The organism is Planococcus koreensis (genome assembly GCF_004761975.1).
GTDB lineage: Bacteria > Bacillota > Bacilli > Bacillales_A > Planococcaceae > Planococcus > Planococcus koreensis.
In genome coordinates this window covers 82,462-100,581 of the sequence record NZ_RQII01000060.1, presented here as the reverse complement: position 1 = coordinate 100,581, position 18,120 = coordinate 82,462, and the positions used below count along the sequence as shown (strand labels likewise).

The following is an 18,120-nucleotide window of genomic DNA, read 5'->3' as shown; positions in this document are numbered from 1 at the left end:
TTTGGGATAAATTGTGTGAACACCCCAACATTTAGTGTAGAACCAGCTTTTTTAGATTCATGTGGTAGCCGATATTCCGCAAAACCGCTGCGCTTGCCGCGGGCGAGCGCCAAGCCTCCTCAGCCCGCTATCGCGTGCTTCCGGGGTCTCGGCTGTCTCGCTATCCCGCAGGCGTCTCGGCTGTTTTGCTCCATATCTAGATTCCAAAGCATACGTCAGTAAATTTATCTTTCGTGTTTTTATAAAAGAACCTTTTTGCTATTAAGAGATACCTTTGAATGAAGCGTCAGCCGGCGACTCCAGCGGGAGCAGCGTAGCGACGCGAGCTGAAGGCCCCGCAGGAGCGTTAGCGACGAGGAGACTGAAGCCGTTCCCGCGGAAAGCGTCCGGCTGAAGCGAAATGAAAAGGCTATTAAAAAAATATAAAATAAAAAACGCTGTACCTCTATTGAGGAACAGCGTTTTCCGTTTTGTCTTGCAGTTTCTTGAACTGGAAGAACATCGCGAGGCGCCATGGGACGATCATGCCGAATGCCAAGATCCAGAACATGCCGCCGAGTTCGCCGATATCGATCGTCGCGCTCAAGATTACTTTGCCGATCAAACGCACCAGCAGCAAGCCGATCAGGATGAAGACGAATGCCTTCGATTGCTTCAAGTAGATGTCGCCGTCACGCACTTCGAATTTCGATGTCCAGATAAGCACCGTCGAAAACAGCATGCCGACTAGCAGCGCTTCGACAATTTGCATCGGTGCTACCCGGAAAAATGGGAAGATGAACATCAATGCACCGGTCGACATGAACAACGGTGGCAAAATGATCTTTTTCGCCGAAGCCGGCTTTTTCGCTGATTTGGAGCGCACGAACATGGCCAGAACCCCCATGCCGGCTGCGCCGATCGTTGTGGCAATGAGCATCAGCTCAGGAGAAATCCATTCAAACATGCCGCCCCTCCTCTGCTTTCAGCCTGGTTTCTATATCGAACATTTCTTTCATTTTCTCCACCTGCTTAGTTAATTAAAATCCTTGGAAGTCGCCGAAGAACGGGCTTAGGATACGTATAATATACGTCATTCCGTCGAAGAATAGCAAGATGCCGACAGCAATCATGATGTAGCCGCCCGCTTTCATGATTTTTTGGCTATTGCGTCGCAGCCATCCGGTCTGTGCGACAAAGAATGACAGCACGAAGAACGGAATGCCGAATCCAAGGACGTAAGCGAGCATATACCAAATGCCCGAACCCGGGTTGGTTGCTGCCAGCGCGTAGATCGCCGCTGTGATCGGTCCGGTACAAGGCGTCCAGCCTGCCGCAAACGCAAGGCCGATGACGAATGTGCCCAAGAAACCACCCGGCCGGTTTTTAAAAGCGAACTTCCGGTCTTGCATCAAAAATTTCGGTGTAAAGATTCCGACGACGATCAGTCCGAAGATGACGATGAAAATCGCACCCATCTGGCGAATCAAATCATCGTAGCGCAAGAACCATTCATAGAAGAAAGAAGTGCTGAATCCTAATGCGATGAAAATGGTTGAAAAGCCTAGCAAGAAGAATAGCGTGTGGAACATGCCGCGCCGCTGCATCGTCTTTTTGTCGTTCTTGATTTCATCCAGCGTCATTCCTGTTATATAAGATAGGAATGCTGGATACAAGGGCAATGTACACGGAGAGATAAAACTCAGGAATCCCGCGCCAAACGCCAGAAATAAATTGATATCGGTCCCCACAAAAGTCACTCCTTTGGTATCTTCCCCTATCTTACCAAATTTCCCTCTACATCACTGCCCCTTTGCCTGTGACATCTTTGTGGACATTGGGCGCTGAACTGCGAATTTGCCCTTTTTTCAGTTGTTTCAGCTCTAGTTCTTGTTACGTTCTTTTTTTATTCAATAAAACCTTATGTAGTTTTGTACATTTATTTCTTCTAAGACCAGATTCGGTTTTTTGCCGAATTGCTGGAATGGATTGTGCATGAAAAATGGCGGCCGGAGCCGCCCTGTCTATCTTTTCGCTGTTTCGACGATGCCGTTTTGCAGCAAATACATTTTGTGGTAAAGCCCGCGGTGCGCCAGCAATTGCTGGTGTGTGCCCCGTTCGACGATTTCGCCGTGGTGCAGCACGAGGATCAAATCTGCATCCTGGATTGTGCTCAGACGGTGCGCGATCGCAATCGTCGTCCGCCCCAGCCGCATGCGCTTTAGCCCTTGCTGGATCGCCACTTCGGTTTCGGTATCGATGTTCGCTGTCGCTTCATCGAGGACCAGGATTTTCGGGTCTGCCGCCATCGTCCGGGCAAATGCCACCAATTGTCGCTGCCCGCTGGAAAACGTTGAACCGCGTTCCGTCACTTTTTGGTGAAAGCCGTCCGGCAATTTATTGATGAATTTATCGGCTTGGACAAATTGTGCCGCCGCCCGCACTTCTTCGTCAGTCATGGCGCTGTTATGAAGCCGGATATTGCTTTCGATCGTGCCGTAGAACAAGAACGGGTCCTGCAGCACGAGGCCGATTTTATTGCGCAGTTCCGCTGCAGCATATTCTTTCACCGACTGGCCGTCGATCAGGATATCGCCATCCGAGAACTCGTAAAAGCGCAGCAGCAAATTGATGATCGAGCTTTTCCCGCTGCCGGTGTGGCCGACCAGCGCGACGGTTTGCCCCGGCAGTGCCTTGAACGAGATGTTTTTCAATACGTCGGTTTGGCCGTCATAGGAAAATGTCACATTGCGGAATTCGATTTCGCCTTTGCTGATTTCGCCCGCTGTCCCGGCCTGCTTCGGAACCAGGTCTTCTTCATCGAGCAATGCGAAGACACGCGAAGCCGCGACAATCGCCTGCTGGAAAATGGACAGCCGCTGCATCACTTGGTTGATCGGTTCGAAAAAGCGGTCGATATACGTTACGAATGCATAAATGACTCCGACTTCCACAGAGTTTGAGAAAGACGTGATGCCGAAATAGCTGAGCACCATGATGAGCGCCAACGCGTAGACCAAATCGATTGCCGGACGCAATAACAGCCCGTCGATTTTGATGTTGCGCTTGCCAGCTTGCCAGTGCTGGCGATTGATGTCGTTGAATTCATCCTGCAAACGCGACTCCTGGCCGAAAGCCTGAATCATGCCCATGCCTTGGATTGATTCCGACAGCTTCGCGTTCAATTGCCCGAGGCGTTCGCGCAGATCCTGGTAGAACACCGAGCTGTATTTGCGGTACAAGTAGATGATCCAGCCCAGAATCGGCAGCAACACGACGGTGATCAACGCCAGGCGCACATTGAGGATGAACATCGCGATATAGACGCCGACCACAAGGAACGCGCTTTGCAGAAAGCCGATGAGCACGCTGACGAACATTTCCTTGATCGCTTCGGTGTCATTCGTGACGCGCGACACGATGCTGCCTGCCGGTGTGCGGTCGAAATAGCGCATCCCGAGGTTCTGCACTTTCGTGAAGACATCGATGCGCAGCTGCTGGATGATTTTCAGCGCCGCTTCCTGGAACTTCAATAATTGAAAATAACTGATGACGACATTCGACGCCTGGATAAAGACGTACGCTACTGCGAGCCCAACGACGGGTCCTGTCGGGAAATTCCCTGGCGTTAAATAATCATCGATGAACGTCTTGATGAGGATTGGCCCTAAGACGTCGCCGATGACCGTCAGGACGAGGAGGCCCATTGCCAACGCCACCATTTTCTTATGCGGCAATAAATACCCAAGCAGCCGTTTGAAGACGAGCCATTGGTCTTTTCCGGTCAATTCACGCTGCTTTTCCATTACGCTTCGCCTCCCATTTCGACGAGCGCTTCAAGCTGCTGCAGCTCATACATTTCGAAATAACGCCCTTTTTTCTTCATTAAACTTTCATGTGTGCCGATTTCCGCAACCGTTCCTTCGTGCATGACCAGAATCTGATGGGCATGCTGGATCGCGCTCAACCGGTGGGACGTGATGATCGTCGTCTCGCCGGTGCGGGTTTTTTTCAGCGATTCCAATATCGCTTCTTCGGTTTTGGCGTCCACTGCGGACAGTGAATCATCCAAGATGAGCAATTCTGGCTCCATCATCAGCGCACGGGCGATGGAAATCCGCTGCTTTTGGCCGCCTGACAGCGATACGCCCCGCTCCCCGACAACGGTGTCATAGCCGAACGTGAAGTTCAGGATGTCGTCGTGGATATGCGCAAGCTTTGCTGCTTGGTGGATTTCTTCTATAGAAGCATCCGGGCGGGCAAATGCGATATTGCCGGCCACTGTCGCCGAAAACAGGAAATGATCCTGCGGCACATAGCCGATTGCTTCACGCAGCCGCTGTTTTTTATAGCGGTTGATGGACACGCCATCGAATGTAATATCGCCTTCGTAATTGTCGAACTCCCGCAGCAATAAGCGCAAAATCGCCGATTTCCCGGAACCGGTCTTGCCGGCGATGCCCAGCGTTTCGCCGCGCTTGATGGTGAAATGGATGTCCCGCAGCGCCGAGCGTTCGTCGCCGGTGAACTGGAACTTTTGGAGCGAAAACTCGATATCGCCTGTCGGCCGCCGGTCAATGGCGTCTTCCCGGTCATCGATTTCAGCCGGCTGCGCGAGCAGCGCCCGGATGCGGTCGTAGGAAGCCCGCCCGCGTTCGACGATGTTGAAGAGCCAGCCGAATGCCAGCATCGGCCAGACGAGCAATCCAAGATACGCGGTAAACGCGATCAAATCGCCGATTGTCATCTCGCCGCCGACCACGAAATACGAACCGAAACCGATTGCCAGCAAGTAACAGACGCCGATGATTGCCGAAATGGTCGGGTCGAACATCGAATCGATTTTTGCCACGCGGATGTTCTCGTCGACGACTTCGCCGGACATGCGTTTGAAGTCTTCAATGTCCTGCTGCTCCTGGCCGAAGGTCTTGATCACTTTCATGCCGGATATGCTTTCCTGCGTCTTGTCGTTGAGCCCGGAAAAAGAAGCTTGTGCGCCGTGGAAGCGCTCGTGCATCAATTTCCCGTAATAATTCGTCATGTAGGCCATCAACGGCAGCGGCAGCAAGACGATCAACGTCAATTTCCAACTGACCGTCAGCGCCATCGCGGCAATAACGAAGCCGCCTGTCGCAATCGAATCGACGAGCGTCAAGACGCCTGCACCGGCCGTTTGCTGCACCGCCTGCAAATCATTCGTCGCATGCGCCATCAAATCACCGACGCGCCGCTTCTGGTAGAACGAAGGCGACATCCGCGTGAAATGGCGGAACAAATTCTCGCGCAAATCGCGCGCCAGAATGATCGCCGACCCGAAAATCATCAGCCTCCAGGCATAACGCAGCACGTACATGCCGAGCGCCGCTGCCGCGAGAACACCTAGCCACTTTCCTAGAAAACCTGCGGTCAAGGTGCCGCGGCTGATTTCATCGACGATTAAACCGATGATGCGCGGCGGCAGGACGCCGAGGAATGCCACAATCAGCAGCATGAAAATGCCAATGGCGTATTGCTTTTTCCGTTCCTTGAAAAACCAGCCCAACTCCAAAAATACGCGCATGTTCTTTTCCCCTTGCTGTAATGTATGTATTGTGTCTATTCAATCTTTTTTATTCTAGCAAAAATCATTCAGCAAGAGGAGAAAATAATTCGGTTTTTGAAATAAATCAGCCTTCTGGCGTAAACGGATTGCCGTCCGCCTTGTGGCCGCCGATCAGTTTCGCGCGTTCCCGTGCAGTGCCCGCTTCCGTATACGACACCGCGCGCAGCACCGCAGTCGAGCCGTATTTCTGGCGCAGCTGGTCCATCGCGCCGCCCAAGCGCCGCGTCTGCCATTTGCGCTGCTCGAACAAGCTCAGCTGCATCGACGTTTCGTCTTCCAATTTGCCGAGCGTGATGGACAAACGGCGTACGGGGCGCCCGATATAAAATTCATTCAATAGCTTCTGGCACGCCCGGTATAATTTCAGCGTGTCGTTCGTTGCTTCTTCGATCGTCAGCGCTCGGTTAAAGCCGCCGCCGAACGCGTGCTTGCTGTAGCCGACCGCGAGCGTCACCGTACGGCCAGCTTTGCCTGCGGTGCGGGCGCGCATCGCCACGTCTTCCGCCATTTCCAGCAGCACCGCGGAAATCTCTTCGACGGTCGTGTAATCGCGGTACAGAATCTGCCCTTTTCCATAGCTGACCTGCCCTTCGACGAGCGGTGCACCAAGCTCAGACAGATCGATGCCCCAGGCATGGTGGTAAAGCTGGTTGCCGACAATGCCGAACACGTCTTCGAGGTTCGTAAGCTCCGCACGCGCCAAATCGCCGACCGAAAAGATGCCCATGCCGTTCAATGTATTTTCCAAGCGCGAGCCGATTCCCCACATCTTGCTGAGCGGCGTGACCGGCCAAAGCTTCGCCTCTACGTCTTCGAATGTCCAATGCGCAAATCCCGTCTTTTTCGCATCCAGGTCGAGCGCCAGTTTTGCCAGCAGCATATTCGGTCCCATGCCGATCGCCGACGGCAGTGAAAACTGCCGGATGATGTCGTCCTGGATGCGGGCAATAAGCGTCTCCGGTGTGCCCCATAGCTTTTCCGTGCCGGTGAGGTCGACGAAGCTTTCATCGACGCTGTAGACATGGATTGCTTCCGACGGCACATATTGCGCCAGAAGCTTGGTGATTTCCATCGATACTTTCAAGAAAAAGCCCATCTTCGGCTCGATTTTCTGGATGCGCGGGTCATCCGGAATCTCAAACAGCCGCGTGCCCGTGCGCACCCCGAAATCCCGTTTCAGCACTGGCGATGCGGCCAGCACCACACTGCCCCGCCGTTCCTGGTTGCCGATGACTGCGATGCACGCCGTCATTGGATCCAAGCCAAGGTCTACTGCCGCGCAGCTCGCATAAAAGCTGCGCATATCGATGCAAATGATTGGCCGCCGCTCCATCTCTTCATACATATGAACCCCTTCTTTCTCATCGTTCGCTGCCATTACCTTCAGCATATACGAACACTTGTTCTTAATCAATAACCGTTTTGCCCGAAACCTAAACACCGCATGGTTTTTACCAGAACCGCAAAATGACGTCAAAAAAACAGGACACGGCATGATTTTGCCGTGTCCTGTTTTTTAATTTCCTTCTATTACCTAGACAATCCCAAACAAGGTATAAACCGCGATGACGACGAACACCGCCAATGTCTTGATGATCGTGATCACGAAAATATCTCCATATGATTGCTTGTGCGTCAGGCCGGTCACCGCAAGCAGCGTGATGACCGCGCCGTTATGCGGCAAGGTGTCCATGCCGCCGGACGCCATCGCGACGACGCGGTGCATGACTTCCGGCGGAATGTTGGCCGCAGCAATGGCTTGGTTGAATTGGTCGCCCATGGCGCTGAGCGCGATGCCCATGCCGCCGGAAGCGGATCCCGTGATGCCAGCCAAGGCGCTTGTCGTAACGGCGCCGTTGACCAGCGGATTGGTGAATGTGCCGGATATGCCGGCGCTGATTTTCGCGAAGCCGGGAAGGGCTGCGATGATGCCGCCGAAGCCGTATTCGGACGCCGTATTCATGACGGCCAATAACGAACCGTTGATGCTCGTGTTGAGCCCTTCTTTCATGTTCGCTGTGACCCGCTTCCAATCGAAGGCAAGCGCAGCAAGAATGCCGGCAACGAGTGCAATTTCAACGGCCCAGATGGCAACGTTCGCCGAGACATCGATCGAATAGCTGTCGAGCCCCATAGCGGCGAAGTCGAAGCCGTTCGGGTACCAGCCCGGGATTGCTTTCACCAGATAATTGTTCATGACCGCTACCAAAATGAGCGGCACGAAAGCGAAAATCTGCTTGAATAACGATTGGTTTGAGGACAGCGCTAAGCTGGCATCTTCTTCTTTGCCGTGCGTATCGACACGCGGTGCATCGGTTGCGAAGCCGCTATAGCCTTCTCCTGCTTTTTTCGCCTGTCTGCGCCTGAACTCAAGATAACTTAAGCCCGTGAACAATACGACCGCTCCACCGATGATGCCGAGAATCGGCGCGGCGTAGATATCCGTGCCGAAGAACGATGTCGGAATGACGTTCTGGATTTGCGGCGAGCCCGGCAGCGCGTCCATCGTGAACGTGAATGCCCCGAGCGCAATCGTTGCTGGCATGAGGCGCTTCGGAATATCCGCTTGCTTGAATAATTGCACAGCGAATGGGTAAATCGCGAAAACAGCGACAAACAAAGAGACGCCGCTATACGTCAGAATCGCCCCGAGAATGACAATGGCGAGCATCGCCTGTTTGGCACCGATCAAGCGCACAATCGTCTTGGCGATCGATTCCGCGATGCCGGACATTTCAATGATTTTGCCGAAAATGGCGCCCAGCAAAAAGACCGGGAAGTACAGCTTGATAAAGCCGACCATCTTCTCCATGAAAACACCCGAGTAAAACGGCAGGATGTTGCCTGGATCGATCAGGAAGACCGCCAGCAGCGCACAAAGCGGCGCGAACAAAATCACCGAATAGCCTCGATAGGCAGCGAACATCAACAGCCCCAGCGACAAAAGAATAATCAATAAATCCATCAGTTTCCCTCCAAAATAATGCAGAACTCCAATAAGAAGCAAATGAACGCAGCCGCTTACCGGACAAATTTTGAATGTTTTTGAATCGTTGCATTTTTAGCTTAATTAAATAATTCTAAAATAACATTTATTTCAAAAACATTTCATGTCCGCAAGCAAAATAATACATAACCGCTTTCAGTCTTTCCTACAGAAGCTTAATTAAAGAGCATTTTTAATAAAATTACAAGAAAAAATGAAAATATCGAAATAATTTATTATTTATTACGCTAAGCAATATCTATTTCAATATATCTTTATTCCTGTATAATGAGCATTGCTTTACTAAAGTAAAGGGAATTTTATGGATTGGAAAAGAGGTGAGTACATATGTTAAGCATTCTTATTGGATTGATCCTGTTATTGGCACTCGCCTATCTGGGATGGTCGATTATTTGGGTTGCTCCATTAGCAGCCGGCGTCGTCGCGCTCCTAAGCGGACTCGATGTCTACACGGCATATACGGATACTTACATGGAAGGTTTAGTGGGATTCGTTAAAAAGTGGTTCCCGATCTTCCTGCTTGGTGCAGTATTCGGAAAGTTGATGGAAGAAACAGGCGCGGCGAGGGCCGTTGCCAAGAAAGTCACCCAGCTGATTGGGGGCAAACGCGCGATTTTGGGCGTCCTCATCGCATCGGCTTTACTGACCTACGGAGGCGTCTCTTTGTTTGTTGTCGTCTTCGCGGTCTACCCGATTGCGCTTGAGCTGTTCCGGGAAGCCAATGTCACCCGTAAATTGCTGGTGCCCACGTTTGCACTTGGTGCCTTCACGTTTACGATGACGTCGATGCCCGGAACGCCGCAGATCCAAAACTTGATCCCAATGGATTATTACAATACGACGCCGACCGCAGGGCCGGTCATCGGAATTGTCACCACGTTGATCATGGCGGTTGGCGGCTATGCCTGGTTGGCTTACCGCGAGAAAAAATTGTCTGCTAAAGGCGAAGGCTTCGTCCAACAGGAAAAAGCCGGCGCATCGACTTCGGATGAAGCGGCTTCAACACCGAACTGGCTCCTATCATTGGTTCCACTGATTGTCGTCGTCGTGCTGCTGAACGTTGTGAAATTAGAACCGATTTATGCCTTGATTCTCGGCGTCGTCAGCATCATGCTGATCAACGCGAAAGATTACAAGAAGTTCGTCTTCTCGATCAATGAAGGCGCGAAGGGCTCTGTCATGGCCATTCTCAACACCAGTGCCGCTGTCGGTTTTGGAGCCGTCATCGCGATTGTTCCGGCATTCGACAACATCACCGAATGGCTGCTCAACGTATCGGACAACCCATTGGTCGCACAATCTTTAGCAATCCAGATCATGGCGATGATCACGGGATCCGCTTCAGGCGGCATGGGCATCGCGCTCAGCACGCTCGGCGATACGTTCTATAATTTGTCGCAGACAACCGGCATTGACCCGGAAGTGTTCCACCGGATGGCCGCAGTGGCTTCTGGCGCGTCCATCCTGCCGAACAACGGTGCGTTATTGACCTTGCTTGCGGTCACAGGCTTGACGCATAAAGAAACGTATAAAGATGTCTTCGTCGTAGCGTTGGTCATTCCGACAATCGCTGTTATCGCCGGCATCATCATGGGCGGCATCGGCTTGGTCTAATGCCCCTGACAACGCGAATAAAAAATAAATTACAAAATAATGGAGGAATTTAACATGGTAGAACAAAAAGTCGTTATTATCACAGGATCTGCACGCGGCATCGGTTTTGAAATCGGAAAGCATTTCGCGGAAAAAGGGTCGAAAGTCGTCTTGTCGGATATCAATGACGAGGTTTTGCAAGAAGCAGCTCAATCGTTGAGAAATTCAGGCTTTGAAGCAATGGGCGTCAAAGCGGATGTAACTAGCGAAGCGGAACTTCAAAACCTGGTTGCGGAAACGAAAAAAGCTTATGGCCGCGTCGACATCGTCATCAATAACGCCGGCTTGCAGCACGTATCGCCAATCGAAGAATTCCCGACAGAAAAATACGAATTGATGCTGAAAATCATGTTGACGGCGCCGTTCATCTTGACGAAGACGGTTTTCCCGATCATGAAAGAGCAAGGATTCGGCCGCATCATCAACATTTCATCAATCAACGGCTTGATCGGCTTTGCCGGCAAAGCCGCATACAATAGCGCGAAGCACGGCGTGATCGGTTTGACGAAAGTTGCTGCCCTTGAAGGCGCAGAGCACGGCATCACGGTAAACGCAATTGCACCGGGCTATGTCGATACACCATTGGTGCGCGGACAAATGGCTGATTTGGCTAAGACCCGCAATGTACCGATTGAAAACGTATTGGCTGAAGTCCTGCTTCCGCTAGTGCCGCAAAAACGCCTGCTCGAGGTCAGCGAAATTGCGGATTGCGCAATTTACTTGGCAAGCGAACAAGCGAAGAGCATCACGGGCCAAACGATTGTCATCGATGGCGGTTATACAGCTCAGTAATTTCCAACATAAATAAGCGCGGTGAGCATCCCAGGATGCCCACCGCGCTATTTTTCTGCTTTCAGCTGATTATTTGTTCATACCCGGTTAAGTTCTTGCGGACGCACCGGCTCGGAACGGTATGCCGGGAAAAATTCCGGTTTTCCTCCAGCCTCCAGCCGTTCGCATAATTCGTGATAAACTGCTTTATTCCATATTTTTCTTCCGGTGTAAAATTTAAAAGCAGTCTGTCTGCCGAATTGTTTTTTGAAAAGATAAAGGCTGTCGTCCGGGCTGTTCGACCGGCCTCCACCGCCGTGGATCAATGCCACATCGTGCTCAATTCCCCATAAAGCCAGCGCATAATTCAACACCGATGCTGCCGACAGGTGGTTGAACTCCGCAAGCGTGCCTGACAAATGCGTATGCGCCAACTTTCCGTAAATGAAATTCAATCCTGCTCCGATGACTTGCCCGTTGTAGAGCACTTCAACCAATAACACGTTGCCGCCCAACAGCGCCATCAAGTCCTCAAAATAATCATCGCCGAAATAATAAAACGAATCGGCTTGGTTGCGTTCCATTGTTGCGTAATAAATGCGCTTGAATGCACTCAAGTCCTGCGGATTTAGCACAGTGCGGTATTCAACACCGGCCTTCAGCGCCTGTCGGATGTTCTTGCGCGTCGATTTGGAGAATTCCAAGTCGATGGACGCCTCGCCGTCTTCCAGGTTCGTCCCCACGGTATCGCGCAAATACACCGCATCGTAGCACTTCAGAAAGTCTTGCGCATTTTGGAGCACAGGATGGAAGCGTACGAACTCGCTGACAACATCGTTGTCGGCGCAATAACGCTGAAACACCCGTTCAAACGCCTGCACCAATTCCTCTTTTTTGCCTTCTGCACAGTGCAGGATTTGCGGGCCGCCATAGCCGTATGGCGTCACGAGATCATAATATTGCCGCCCAGCCAGCGGCACAGGAATTTCACGCTTGATGAACGAATGCCGGATCGCACCGGACTCATGCTGAAATTCGAATACCTCAAAATGCCCCGCTTCAATTTTTTCGAATAAACGCCCGTAGCGTTCGTCAAAGTAGATGTCTGCCATATCATAGCCCCGCTTCTCTCGTCATTTGTCTAAATTTCCACTGTGCGCGCCTATTTCCGCATTTTTTATGCCAGGCGTCGCGCTTTTTTCCATTCTACAATCCTTAAGTGAAAATTGAGTGAAAATTCTATCTTCTAAAAATTTTTTCATTCTTTTCCAGTTGGGCTGGACATGCGGAGGCAAGAGCGGAATAATAATGGGACATAAGTCCTTTTGAGCTTTGCAGATAAGCTTTAAAGTAAAGAAAAAAGGAGCGTGAAAGCCATGAAAGGCATTTTATTCGCATTGGCAGGAGGTTTTTTTCTGACCTTCCAAAGTGTTGCGAACGCCGCCATCAGCAATGGAATCGGCACATGGCAAGCAGCGACGATGACGCAATTCACCGGATTCGTCCTGGCGCTGGCAATCGTCTTGGCGCTGAAAGACCGCTCGTACCGGAACTTGCCGCAGGTGCCTCCGCTTTATGCATCCGGCGGGATGTTGGCGGCAATCGTGCTGTTCAGCAATATGACAGCGGTCCACCGCATGGGCGTCACACTGACAATCGGCTTGTTTTTGATTGCACAGCTGATTACCGCTGTAGTAATCGACACAAAAGGCTGGCTGGATATGCCGAAAAAGAATATTGGCCGCAGCCAGATCCTTGGCGTTGCGTTGATGATTGCGGGTGTTATTGTCTTGAAATGGTAAAGGAGTGACGGGATGGAGAAACAAGTGATAGCAGTCTATCTGGAGAAATTCGGGCTGGCCACCATGTTTCCGGAGAGTGTCAAAAAAACGATGCGGCTGGAAACGTTCGCCAGTGGCAGCCAACTTTTTGCACAAGGCGAAGAAGCCCATGCCCTGTATTTGCTGGCCGAAGGAAAGTTGAAAATTTCAATGTTGTCGCCTGAAGGCAAGCGCCTTATTGTAGCATTCAAATCCCCTTTTGATTTTGTCGGCGATGTTGAATACGTTCGGAAATGCCAGCTGATCAATACCGTCGAAACCGTCACCGCGACGACCGTCATCCGCATTCCATACGAGGTGCTGGAAAGCGAAATGGCCGGCAACGCCGAATGGCTGCAATTTCTGCTCGAATCGATCACCCGAAAATTCGAAATCAAATCGCATGCCATGAACTTCAACCTGCTTTACACGGTGGATGTCCGGGTTGCGAGTTATTTACTGGCAATGACACCGAACAAAACGACGCTCGATTCCACCTCGCTCGTCGACATGGCCGATCTGATCGGCACGAGCTATCGGCATTTAAACCGGGTCTTGAAGCATTTCGAAGAACAAGGCTGGCTTGTCAAGAAACGCGGCAAGATCACCATCACCGACCGCAGCGCCCTGCTTGCACAGACGGGGCAGAACATTTACGAATAGGAGGAAATCGCATGGCCATCGGCATTTTATTGGCTTTACTCGGCGGCACGTTCGTGTGCCTCCAAAACATTTTCAACGCCAACGTCAAAAAGAAAGTCAGCGTATGGGCGACCACTGCCCTCGTGTTGCTGCTCGGCTTTGCGGCGTCATTGGCAGCGGGGCTCGCTTTTGAAGGCACAGCGCTTTTCAAGTTCCAGGCAGAGCCGTGGTTCTGGTTCAGCGGCATCATCGGCGTCGGCGTCGTCGCCTGCGTCACACAAGGCGTGCAGAACTTAGGGCCGAGTGCCGCCATTTCGCTTGTCATGGTATCCCAGATTTTCTTCGGCCTCATGTGGGACACGCTCGGCTGGTTCGGCCTTGAGCAAGTTCCGTTCACGTGGCAATCACTTGCTGCGCTTGTATTGATCGGCAGCGGTGCTTTACTGTTCCAGCTCGGGCCGAAACCCGAACCCATGAGCGCCGATTCCTCTGAAAGAGTGCAAGCGAACCGTGCCTGAAAACAGAAGCTGAACACATAAAAAGGCGTCTTAAAAGCTAAGCTTTTAAGACGCCTTTTGTTTATGCTTTAAAACGGATCAATTGGAAACTTTACATCGTGCTGACGTCAATGACGAATCGATACTTCACATCGGAAGCCAAAACGCGGTCATAGGCTTCGTCAATGCGGTCGGCCGAAATCACTTCAATCATCGGTGCGATATCATGTTTTGCACAGAAATCCAGCATCTCCTGAGTTTCCTGGATGCCGCCAATCAATGATCCTGCAAATGAACGGCGGTGGCCGATCAAATTCATGACACTGACAGGCAGCGGTTCTGCAGGCGCACCTACATTTACCAATGTGCCGTTTAGCGCAATCAGCCCTAAATAATCATCCAGGTTGATTTTTGCACTGACCGTATTGATGATCAAATCAAACTTCCCGGCCAGTTTCTTAAATGTTTCCGGATCGCTTGTCGCATAGTACTCGTCTGCGCCCAATGCCATCCCGTCTTCTTTTTTCTTCAACGACTGGGACAAGACAGTCACTTCAGCTCCCATGGCATGTGCAATTTGGACAGCCATGTGGCCAAGCCCGCCCATTCCGACAACGGCTACTTTCTTGCCTGGACCCGCATTCCAATGATTCAACGGAGAAAATGTCGTAATCCCTGCACACAATAGCGGTGCAGCAGCATCAAGCTCGATGCCATCAGGAATTCCAAGAACAAAGTCCTCAACTACGACGATGTGGCTTGAATAGCCGCCTTGTGTCGGTTCACCGTATTTATCCACTCCCGCGTAAGTAGGCACCATGCCTTTTTGGCAATATTGCTCTTCCCCGCGTTCGCAATTATCACATTCACCGCATGAGTCAACCATACATCCGACCCCGACACGGTCGCCCACTTTATATTTCGAGACCTCCGGCCCTATTTCCGTGACCATACCAGCAATTTCATGGCCAGGTACGAGCGGATAATTCACTTCGCCCCATTCCCCGTGTGCAGTATGGATGTCTGAGTGGCAGATGCCGGCAAAATGGATTTCAATCAGAACATCATGTGTATCAAGGTCGCGGCGCTGGATTTCAGTCGCCTGAAACGATTTTTTTGGGCCGTCAACAGCCCGTGCTTTAGCAGTATACATAGAAAAACCTCCAAGAGTTTGTAGTGTTCAAGAGAATTTATTGCTTGTGCAAAAGGCAATGAATTTATATTTTGCTTCATTTGCCTCTTCGCATCTTTTCCCCTTGCAAGCCTATCGTAACCCTTAGAGTTAACTCTAGGGCAAGCGATAAGGTCATTTTCTCGAGAAGTTTGCGGCACAGAGCTTTGACATACCATAAATGCCGTGATAAGCTTTTCGCATTTCATCGAGTTCGCTCGAGGTTTAGATCTGCAAAAGGAGGAACGACAACATGAGCACATATTCAATCAGCGAAGTGGCAAAAGAATTGAACCTCTCGGTATACACTTTGCGCTATTACGACAAAGAAGGGCTGATGCCTTTTATCGAACGGACTGAAAGCGGGACCCGCTTGTTTAAAGACTCGGATATCGCCGCTTTAAAAATCATTGAATGCCTGAAAGCCACCGGCATGCCCATCAAAGAAATTAAGCATTTCATCGACTGGTGCACGGATGGAGATTCCACACTCCAAAACCGTTTTGACATGTTTATGGAACGGAAAGCGATCGTCAACGCACAGATGGAAGAACTGAAAAAAACAATGGAAATCATCGAACATAAATGCCTGTATTACCAAACGGCTTTGGAAGCTGGAACCGAAGACATCCACAAAACCGGTAAAATCGAAATATCATGAAGGATTTAAAACCACCAGCATTCCATTTTCATGGATGAAATGCAGGTGGTTTTTAATTTGATCTAGCCCTGTCGCTTACATCAGAACTTTTCTAGTCTGAAATAAAAAACTTTTCAGGGTTAAGCGGTTACATTTGGAAAAGCAGTTTAACCCTGTATTCTCGTGGTATTTTAAGGAAAGTATCTCGATAAATAAACAGCCCCGACAGGTTCGGGGAATTCGTTCTTATTGGCTGTGTTTCTGGAATCTTTTCAGGAACATTGTTAATTCCAAATCAGAGGAGGAAAAGAATATGGGAAGATTACAAGATCAAGTTACGGTGATCACAGGCGGCGCAACCGGTATCGGTAAAGCCACTGCAGAAGTTTTTGCAGAGGAAGGCGCAACGGTGCTCATCGCGGATATCAAGCAGGAAGAGTTGCAGGAAACAGTAGACCAAATCAATAAAAATGGCGGCAAAGCGAAAAGCTTTGGCGTGAATATCGCAAAAGAAGAGGAAGTTAAGAACTTTGCAAACCATGTTAAAGAGGAATACGGCACGATCCATGCCTTGTTCAATAATGCTGGAATCGATGAAGAAGGCGGCCAAGTGCACGAATATCCCGTTAGCTTGTTTGACGAGATCATTGAAACCGATTTGCGCGGTACGTTCCTCGTGAGCAAGTATTTCGTTCCGCTTATGCTGAAAAATGGCGGTGCAATCGTCAACAACGCCTCCATGTCCGGAAGTTTTGCCGACTTGAACCGCTCGGGTTATAACGCAGCAAAAGGCGGCATCATCAATTTCACAAAATCCCTGGCAATCGAATACGGCAGATCCGGAATTCGCGCAAACTCCGTCTCCCCCGGAACGATTGAAACACCGCTGATCGATAAATTGGCTGGACCAAAAGACGAAGAAAGCGGCAAGCAATTCAGAGAGTCGAATAGATGGCTGGCACCTTTAGGCCGCCTCGGCGATCCCAAAGAAATCGCCACGACTGTTTTGTTCTTGGTCTCAAGCGACAGTTCTTACCTAACAGGCCAAGACATCGTAGTAGACGGCGGCATTACCGCTTACACATGGCCTGGCAAAATGGTCATGGACGACAGCTGGAAAAAAACAACTGAAGATCAATAAGAGTGCAGAAAACGATTGATCCCCGAAAGATGGACACTTAAAAAGTGGCCTCTTCGGGGTTTTTGTTTGTTTGATATTTAATATTTTTTCGCTTTAAAAGTTGCTCATTTTTTGCTTTTTCTAAAGAGAAGCAGCTAGTCATTTCTTGCCGTCTACCTCTTTAAAGGCAAGGTTCAATATCGAATGAACAAAAGCATCTTTCCCATCCGTATAGGCAGTCCGGTCGATCGCAGAAGCTGCTAGCTTCTTTTTCAACTCTCCGTATTCATATGCTGCTGACGGATTGTTCCGGAGATAGTCCCTAAAAGCCACATGCCTTTGAAGTTCCGCGCTTTCTTTTGAGCAAACGTATAAATGATGCTCCATCCAAACAGTATCCGTTCCATCCCACGGCACATACCCATCGACTCGCGCAAATGCTTCCCTGCCTTCTATTCCCAAATCACCTCTGTGATAATAACCCATTTTTTCGAGGTGATCGAACACCTCAGGCAGCAAGTCCCGATGATCGATAACGATGTCGACATCCAAGATAGGTTTTGCGCTAAGTCCGGGCACAGATGTGCTTCCAACATGTTCGATGGATTGTATTAAATTCGGCAATCCTTTTTCAAGGGCCAATTTCAGTTCATTGAATCGCTGCGGCCAAGCGGGATTATATGTCTCTATCACGACTTTTTTCACTTTATGCACTCCTTTTAGGTGAATTTAAAAACTGTCATTTCCGAATGGATTTTTAGCAATGTAAAAGAAAAAGGCGAATGAACTGAAATAAAAAGAAAAAAACCAATGCCATCCAGCGCTCGTATTTTATCTATTTCAAAATAAATTTCAAAAACAGTTGACTTCCTTTGGGAATAATCTGTATATTCTATAGATAATAGTATACCGAAAGCATTGATGAGAAGAGTAAATTAAGAAACTTGGTGCAAAGCGAGTCCGGACAGTGAAAGCGGATCTACCTTTTCTTTCTTGAATAAAGCCTCGGAGCTTCGCACGGATTCCTGAAGGGATGATGCTGCGACGGGATCTCCCGTTAACGAGATAGCGTATCTTTTTTTGGCACGCGAAGAGGTTGATGCGGTGACGCATCAACAAACTGAGGTGGTACCACGGGCAGCTAATCCCCGTCCTTAAGATTAATTTCTTAGGGACGGGGATTAGCTGCTTTTTTATGTGGAAACTATTTAGGGGGAA

Annotated in this window: 16 protein-coding genes; 7 read left to right on the top strand and 9 right to left on the bottom strand. The window is 50.1% G+C overall.

Features of this window, described 5'->3' with window-relative positions; all coding sequences use genetic code 11:
- Positions 1-445: 445 nt before the first annotated feature.
- The 6 genes from EGV91_RS14545 to EGV91_RS14520 form a co-directional block, all read right to left on the bottom strand.
- The gene (locus EGV91_RS14545) at positions 446-946 is read right to left on the bottom strand and encodes a CcdC family protein (RefSeq protein ID WP_135504907.1); all 501 of its coding nucleotides are present in this window, start codon (positions 944-946) and stop codon (positions 446-448) included.
- Positions 947-1,019: 73 nt separating this feature from the next.
- Positions 1,020-1,730, bottom strand: a complete 711-nt coding sequence (locus EGV91_RS14540) for a cytochrome c biogenesis CcdA family protein (protein ID WP_135504905.1) — start codon at positions 1,728-1,730, stop codon at positions 1,020-1,022.
- A gap of 273 nt (positions 1,731-2,003) precedes the next feature.
- The gene (locus EGV91_RS14535; RefSeq protein WP_135504903.1) at positions 2,004-3,785 is read right to left on the bottom strand and encodes an ABC transporter ATP-binding protein; all 1,782 of its coding nucleotides are present in this window, start codon (positions 3,783-3,785) and stop codon (positions 2,004-2,006) included.
- The gene (locus tag EGV91_RS14530; protein WP_135504901.1) at positions 3,785-5,539 is read right to left on the bottom strand and encodes an ABC transporter transmembrane domain-containing protein; all 1,755 of its coding nucleotides are present in this window, start codon (positions 5,537-5,539) and stop codon (positions 3,785-3,787) included. Before EGV91_RS14530 ends, EGV91_RS14535 begins: the two co-directional genes overlap by 1 nt.
- A gap of 106 nt (positions 5,540-5,645) precedes the next feature.
- Complete coding sequence (locus EGV91_RS14525; RefSeq protein ID WP_135504924.1) at positions 5,646-6,926, bottom strand: Y-family DNA polymerase; 1,281 nt, start codon at positions 6,924-6,926, stop codon at positions 5,646-5,648.
- A 189-nt stretch (positions 6,927-7,115) separates the two neighbouring features.
- Positions 7,116-8,546 carry a GntP family permease gene (locus EGV91_RS14520; protein WP_135504899.1) on the bottom strand — a complete coding sequence of 477 codons (1,431 nt, stop codon included), beginning with the start codon at positions 8,544-8,546 and terminating at the stop codon, positions 7,116-7,118.
- A 369-nt stretch (positions 8,547-8,915) separates the two neighbouring features.
- Between EGV91_RS14520 and EGV91_RS14515 the strand changes: the two genes are divergently transcribed.
- Positions 8,916-10,202, top strand: a complete 1,287-nt coding sequence (locus tag EGV91_RS14515) for a GntP family permease (RefSeq protein WP_135504897.1) — start codon at positions 8,916-8,918, stop codon at positions 10,200-10,202.
- 54 nt (positions 10,203-10,256) lie between these two features.
- Positions 10,257-11,033, top strand: a complete 777-nt coding sequence (locus EGV91_RS14510; RefSeq protein WP_135504895.1) for a 3-hydroxybutyrate dehydrogenase — start codon at positions 10,257-10,259, stop codon at positions 11,031-11,033.
- 77 nt (positions 11,034-11,110) lie between these two features.
- On the opposite strand, the gene EGV91_RS14505 is transcribed toward EGV91_RS14510, so the two are convergent.
- Positions 11,111-12,124, bottom strand: a complete 1,014-nt coding sequence (locus EGV91_RS14505; RefSeq protein ID WP_135504893.1) for a GNAT family N-acetyltransferase — start codon at positions 12,122-12,124, stop codon at positions 11,111-11,113.
- 264 nt (positions 12,125-12,388) lie between these two features.
- Between EGV91_RS14505 and EGV91_RS14500 the strand changes: the two genes are divergently transcribed.
- Genes EGV91_RS14500 through EGV91_RS14490 form a run of 3 tightly spaced genes read left to right on the top strand, consistent with a single transcriptional unit; the run spans position 12,389 to position 13,992 of the window.
- The gene (locus EGV91_RS14500; RefSeq protein ID WP_135504891.1) at positions 12,389-12,814 is read left to right on the top strand and encodes a DMT family transporter; all 426 of its coding nucleotides are present in this window, start codon (positions 12,389-12,391) and stop codon (positions 12,812-12,814) included.
- Between the two features lie 12 nt (positions 12,815-12,826).
- Positions 12,827-13,495, top strand: a complete 669-nt coding sequence (locus EGV91_RS14495) for a Crp/Fnr family transcriptional regulator (RefSeq protein WP_135504889.1) — start codon at positions 12,827-12,829, stop codon at positions 13,493-13,495.
- Positions 13,496-13,506: 11 nt separating this feature from the next.
- Positions 13,507-13,992: a DMT family transporter gene (locus tag EGV91_RS14490; RefSeq protein ID WP_135504887.1), complete on the top strand. Its 486-nt coding sequence runs from the start codon at positions 13,507-13,509 to the stop codon at positions 13,990-13,992.
- Between the two features lie 91 nt (positions 13,993-14,083).
- Here EGV91_RS14490 and EGV91_RS14485 read toward each other — a convergent pair whose 3' ends face one another.
- Positions 14,084-15,124 carry an NAD(P)-dependent alcohol dehydrogenase gene (locus EGV91_RS14485; protein WP_135504885.1) on the bottom strand — a complete coding sequence of 347 codons (1,041 nt, stop codon included), beginning with the start codon at positions 15,122-15,124 and terminating at the stop codon, positions 14,084-14,086.
- Between the two features lie 271 nt (positions 15,125-15,395).
- On the opposite strand from EGV91_RS14485, the gene EGV91_RS14480 reads away from it, so the two are divergent.
- The gene (locus EGV91_RS14480) at positions 15,396-15,803 is read left to right on the top strand and encodes a MerR family transcriptional regulator (RefSeq protein WP_135504883.1); all 408 of its coding nucleotides are present in this window, start codon (positions 15,396-15,398) and stop codon (positions 15,801-15,803) included.
- 292 nt (positions 15,804-16,095) lie between these two features.
- Positions 16,096-16,923 carry an SDR family oxidoreductase gene (locus EGV91_RS14475; RefSeq protein ID WP_135504881.1) on the top strand — a complete coding sequence of 276 codons (828 nt, stop codon included), beginning with the start codon at positions 16,096-16,098 and terminating at the stop codon, positions 16,921-16,923.
- A gap of 138 nt (positions 16,924-17,061) precedes the next feature.
- On the opposite strand, the gene EGV91_RS14470 is transcribed toward EGV91_RS14475, so the two are convergent.
- Positions 17,062-17,607, bottom strand: coding sequence for a GrpB family protein (locus EGV91_RS14470; protein WP_241666199.1), 546 nt, complete (start codon positions 17,605-17,607; stop codon positions 17,062-17,064).
- Positions 17,608-18,120 lie beyond the last annotated feature (513 nt).

Bases quoted from the DNA above. Each gene is read 5' to 3' on its own strand.
- EGV91_RS14545 (WP_135504907.1), bottom strand. From the start codon at position 946: ATGTTTGAATGGATTTCTCCTGAGCTGATGCTCATTGCCACAACGATC.
- EGV91_RS14535 (WP_135504903.1), bottom strand. From the start codon at position 3,785: ATGGAAAAGCAGCGTGAATTGACCGGAAAAGACCAATGGCTCGTCTTC.
- EGV91_RS14530 (WP_135504901.1), bottom strand. From the start codon at position 5,539: ATGCGCGTATTTTTGGAGTTGGGCTGGTTTTTCAAGGAACGGAAAAAG.
- EGV91_RS14525 (WP_135504924.1), bottom strand. From the start codon at position 6,926: ATGTATGAAGAGATGGAGCGGCGGCCAATCATTTGCATCGATATGCGC.
- EGV91_RS14520 (WP_135504899.1), bottom strand. From the start codon at position 8,546: ATGGATTTATTGATTATTCTTTTGTCGCTGGGGCTGTTGATGTTCGCT.
- EGV91_RS14515 (WP_135504897.1), top strand. From the start codon at position 8,916: ATGTTAAGCATTCTTATTGGATTGATCCTGTTATTGGCACTCGCCTAT.
- EGV91_RS14510 (WP_135504895.1), top strand. From the start codon at position 10,257: ATGGTAGAACAAAAAGTCGTTATTATCACAGGATCTGCACGCGGCATC.
- EGV91_RS14505 (WP_135504893.1), bottom strand. From the start codon at position 12,124: ATGGCAGACATCTACTTTGACGAACGCTACGGGCGTTTATTCGAAAAA.
- EGV91_RS14500 (WP_135504891.1), top strand. From the start codon at position 12,389: ATGAAAGGCATTTTATTCGCATTGGCAGGAGGTTTTTTTCTGACCTTC.
- EGV91_RS14495 (WP_135504889.1), top strand. From the start codon at position 12,827: ATGGAGAAACAAGTGATAGCAGTCTATCTGGAGAAATTCGGGCTGGCC.
- EGV91_RS14490 (WP_135504887.1), top strand. From the start codon at position 13,507: ATGGCCATCGGCATTTTATTGGCTTTACTCGGCGGCACGTTCGTGTGC.
- EGV91_RS14485 (WP_135504885.1), bottom strand. From the start codon at position 15,124: ATGTATACTGCTAAAGCACGGGCTGTTGACGGCCCAAAAAAATCGTTT.
- EGV91_RS14480 (WP_135504883.1), top strand. From the start codon at position 15,396: ATGAGCACATATTCAATCAGCGAAGTGGCAAAAGAATTGAACCTCTCG.
- EGV91_RS14475 (WP_135504881.1), top strand. From the start codon at position 16,096: ATGGGAAGATTACAAGATCAAGTTACGGTGATCACAGGCGGCGCAACC.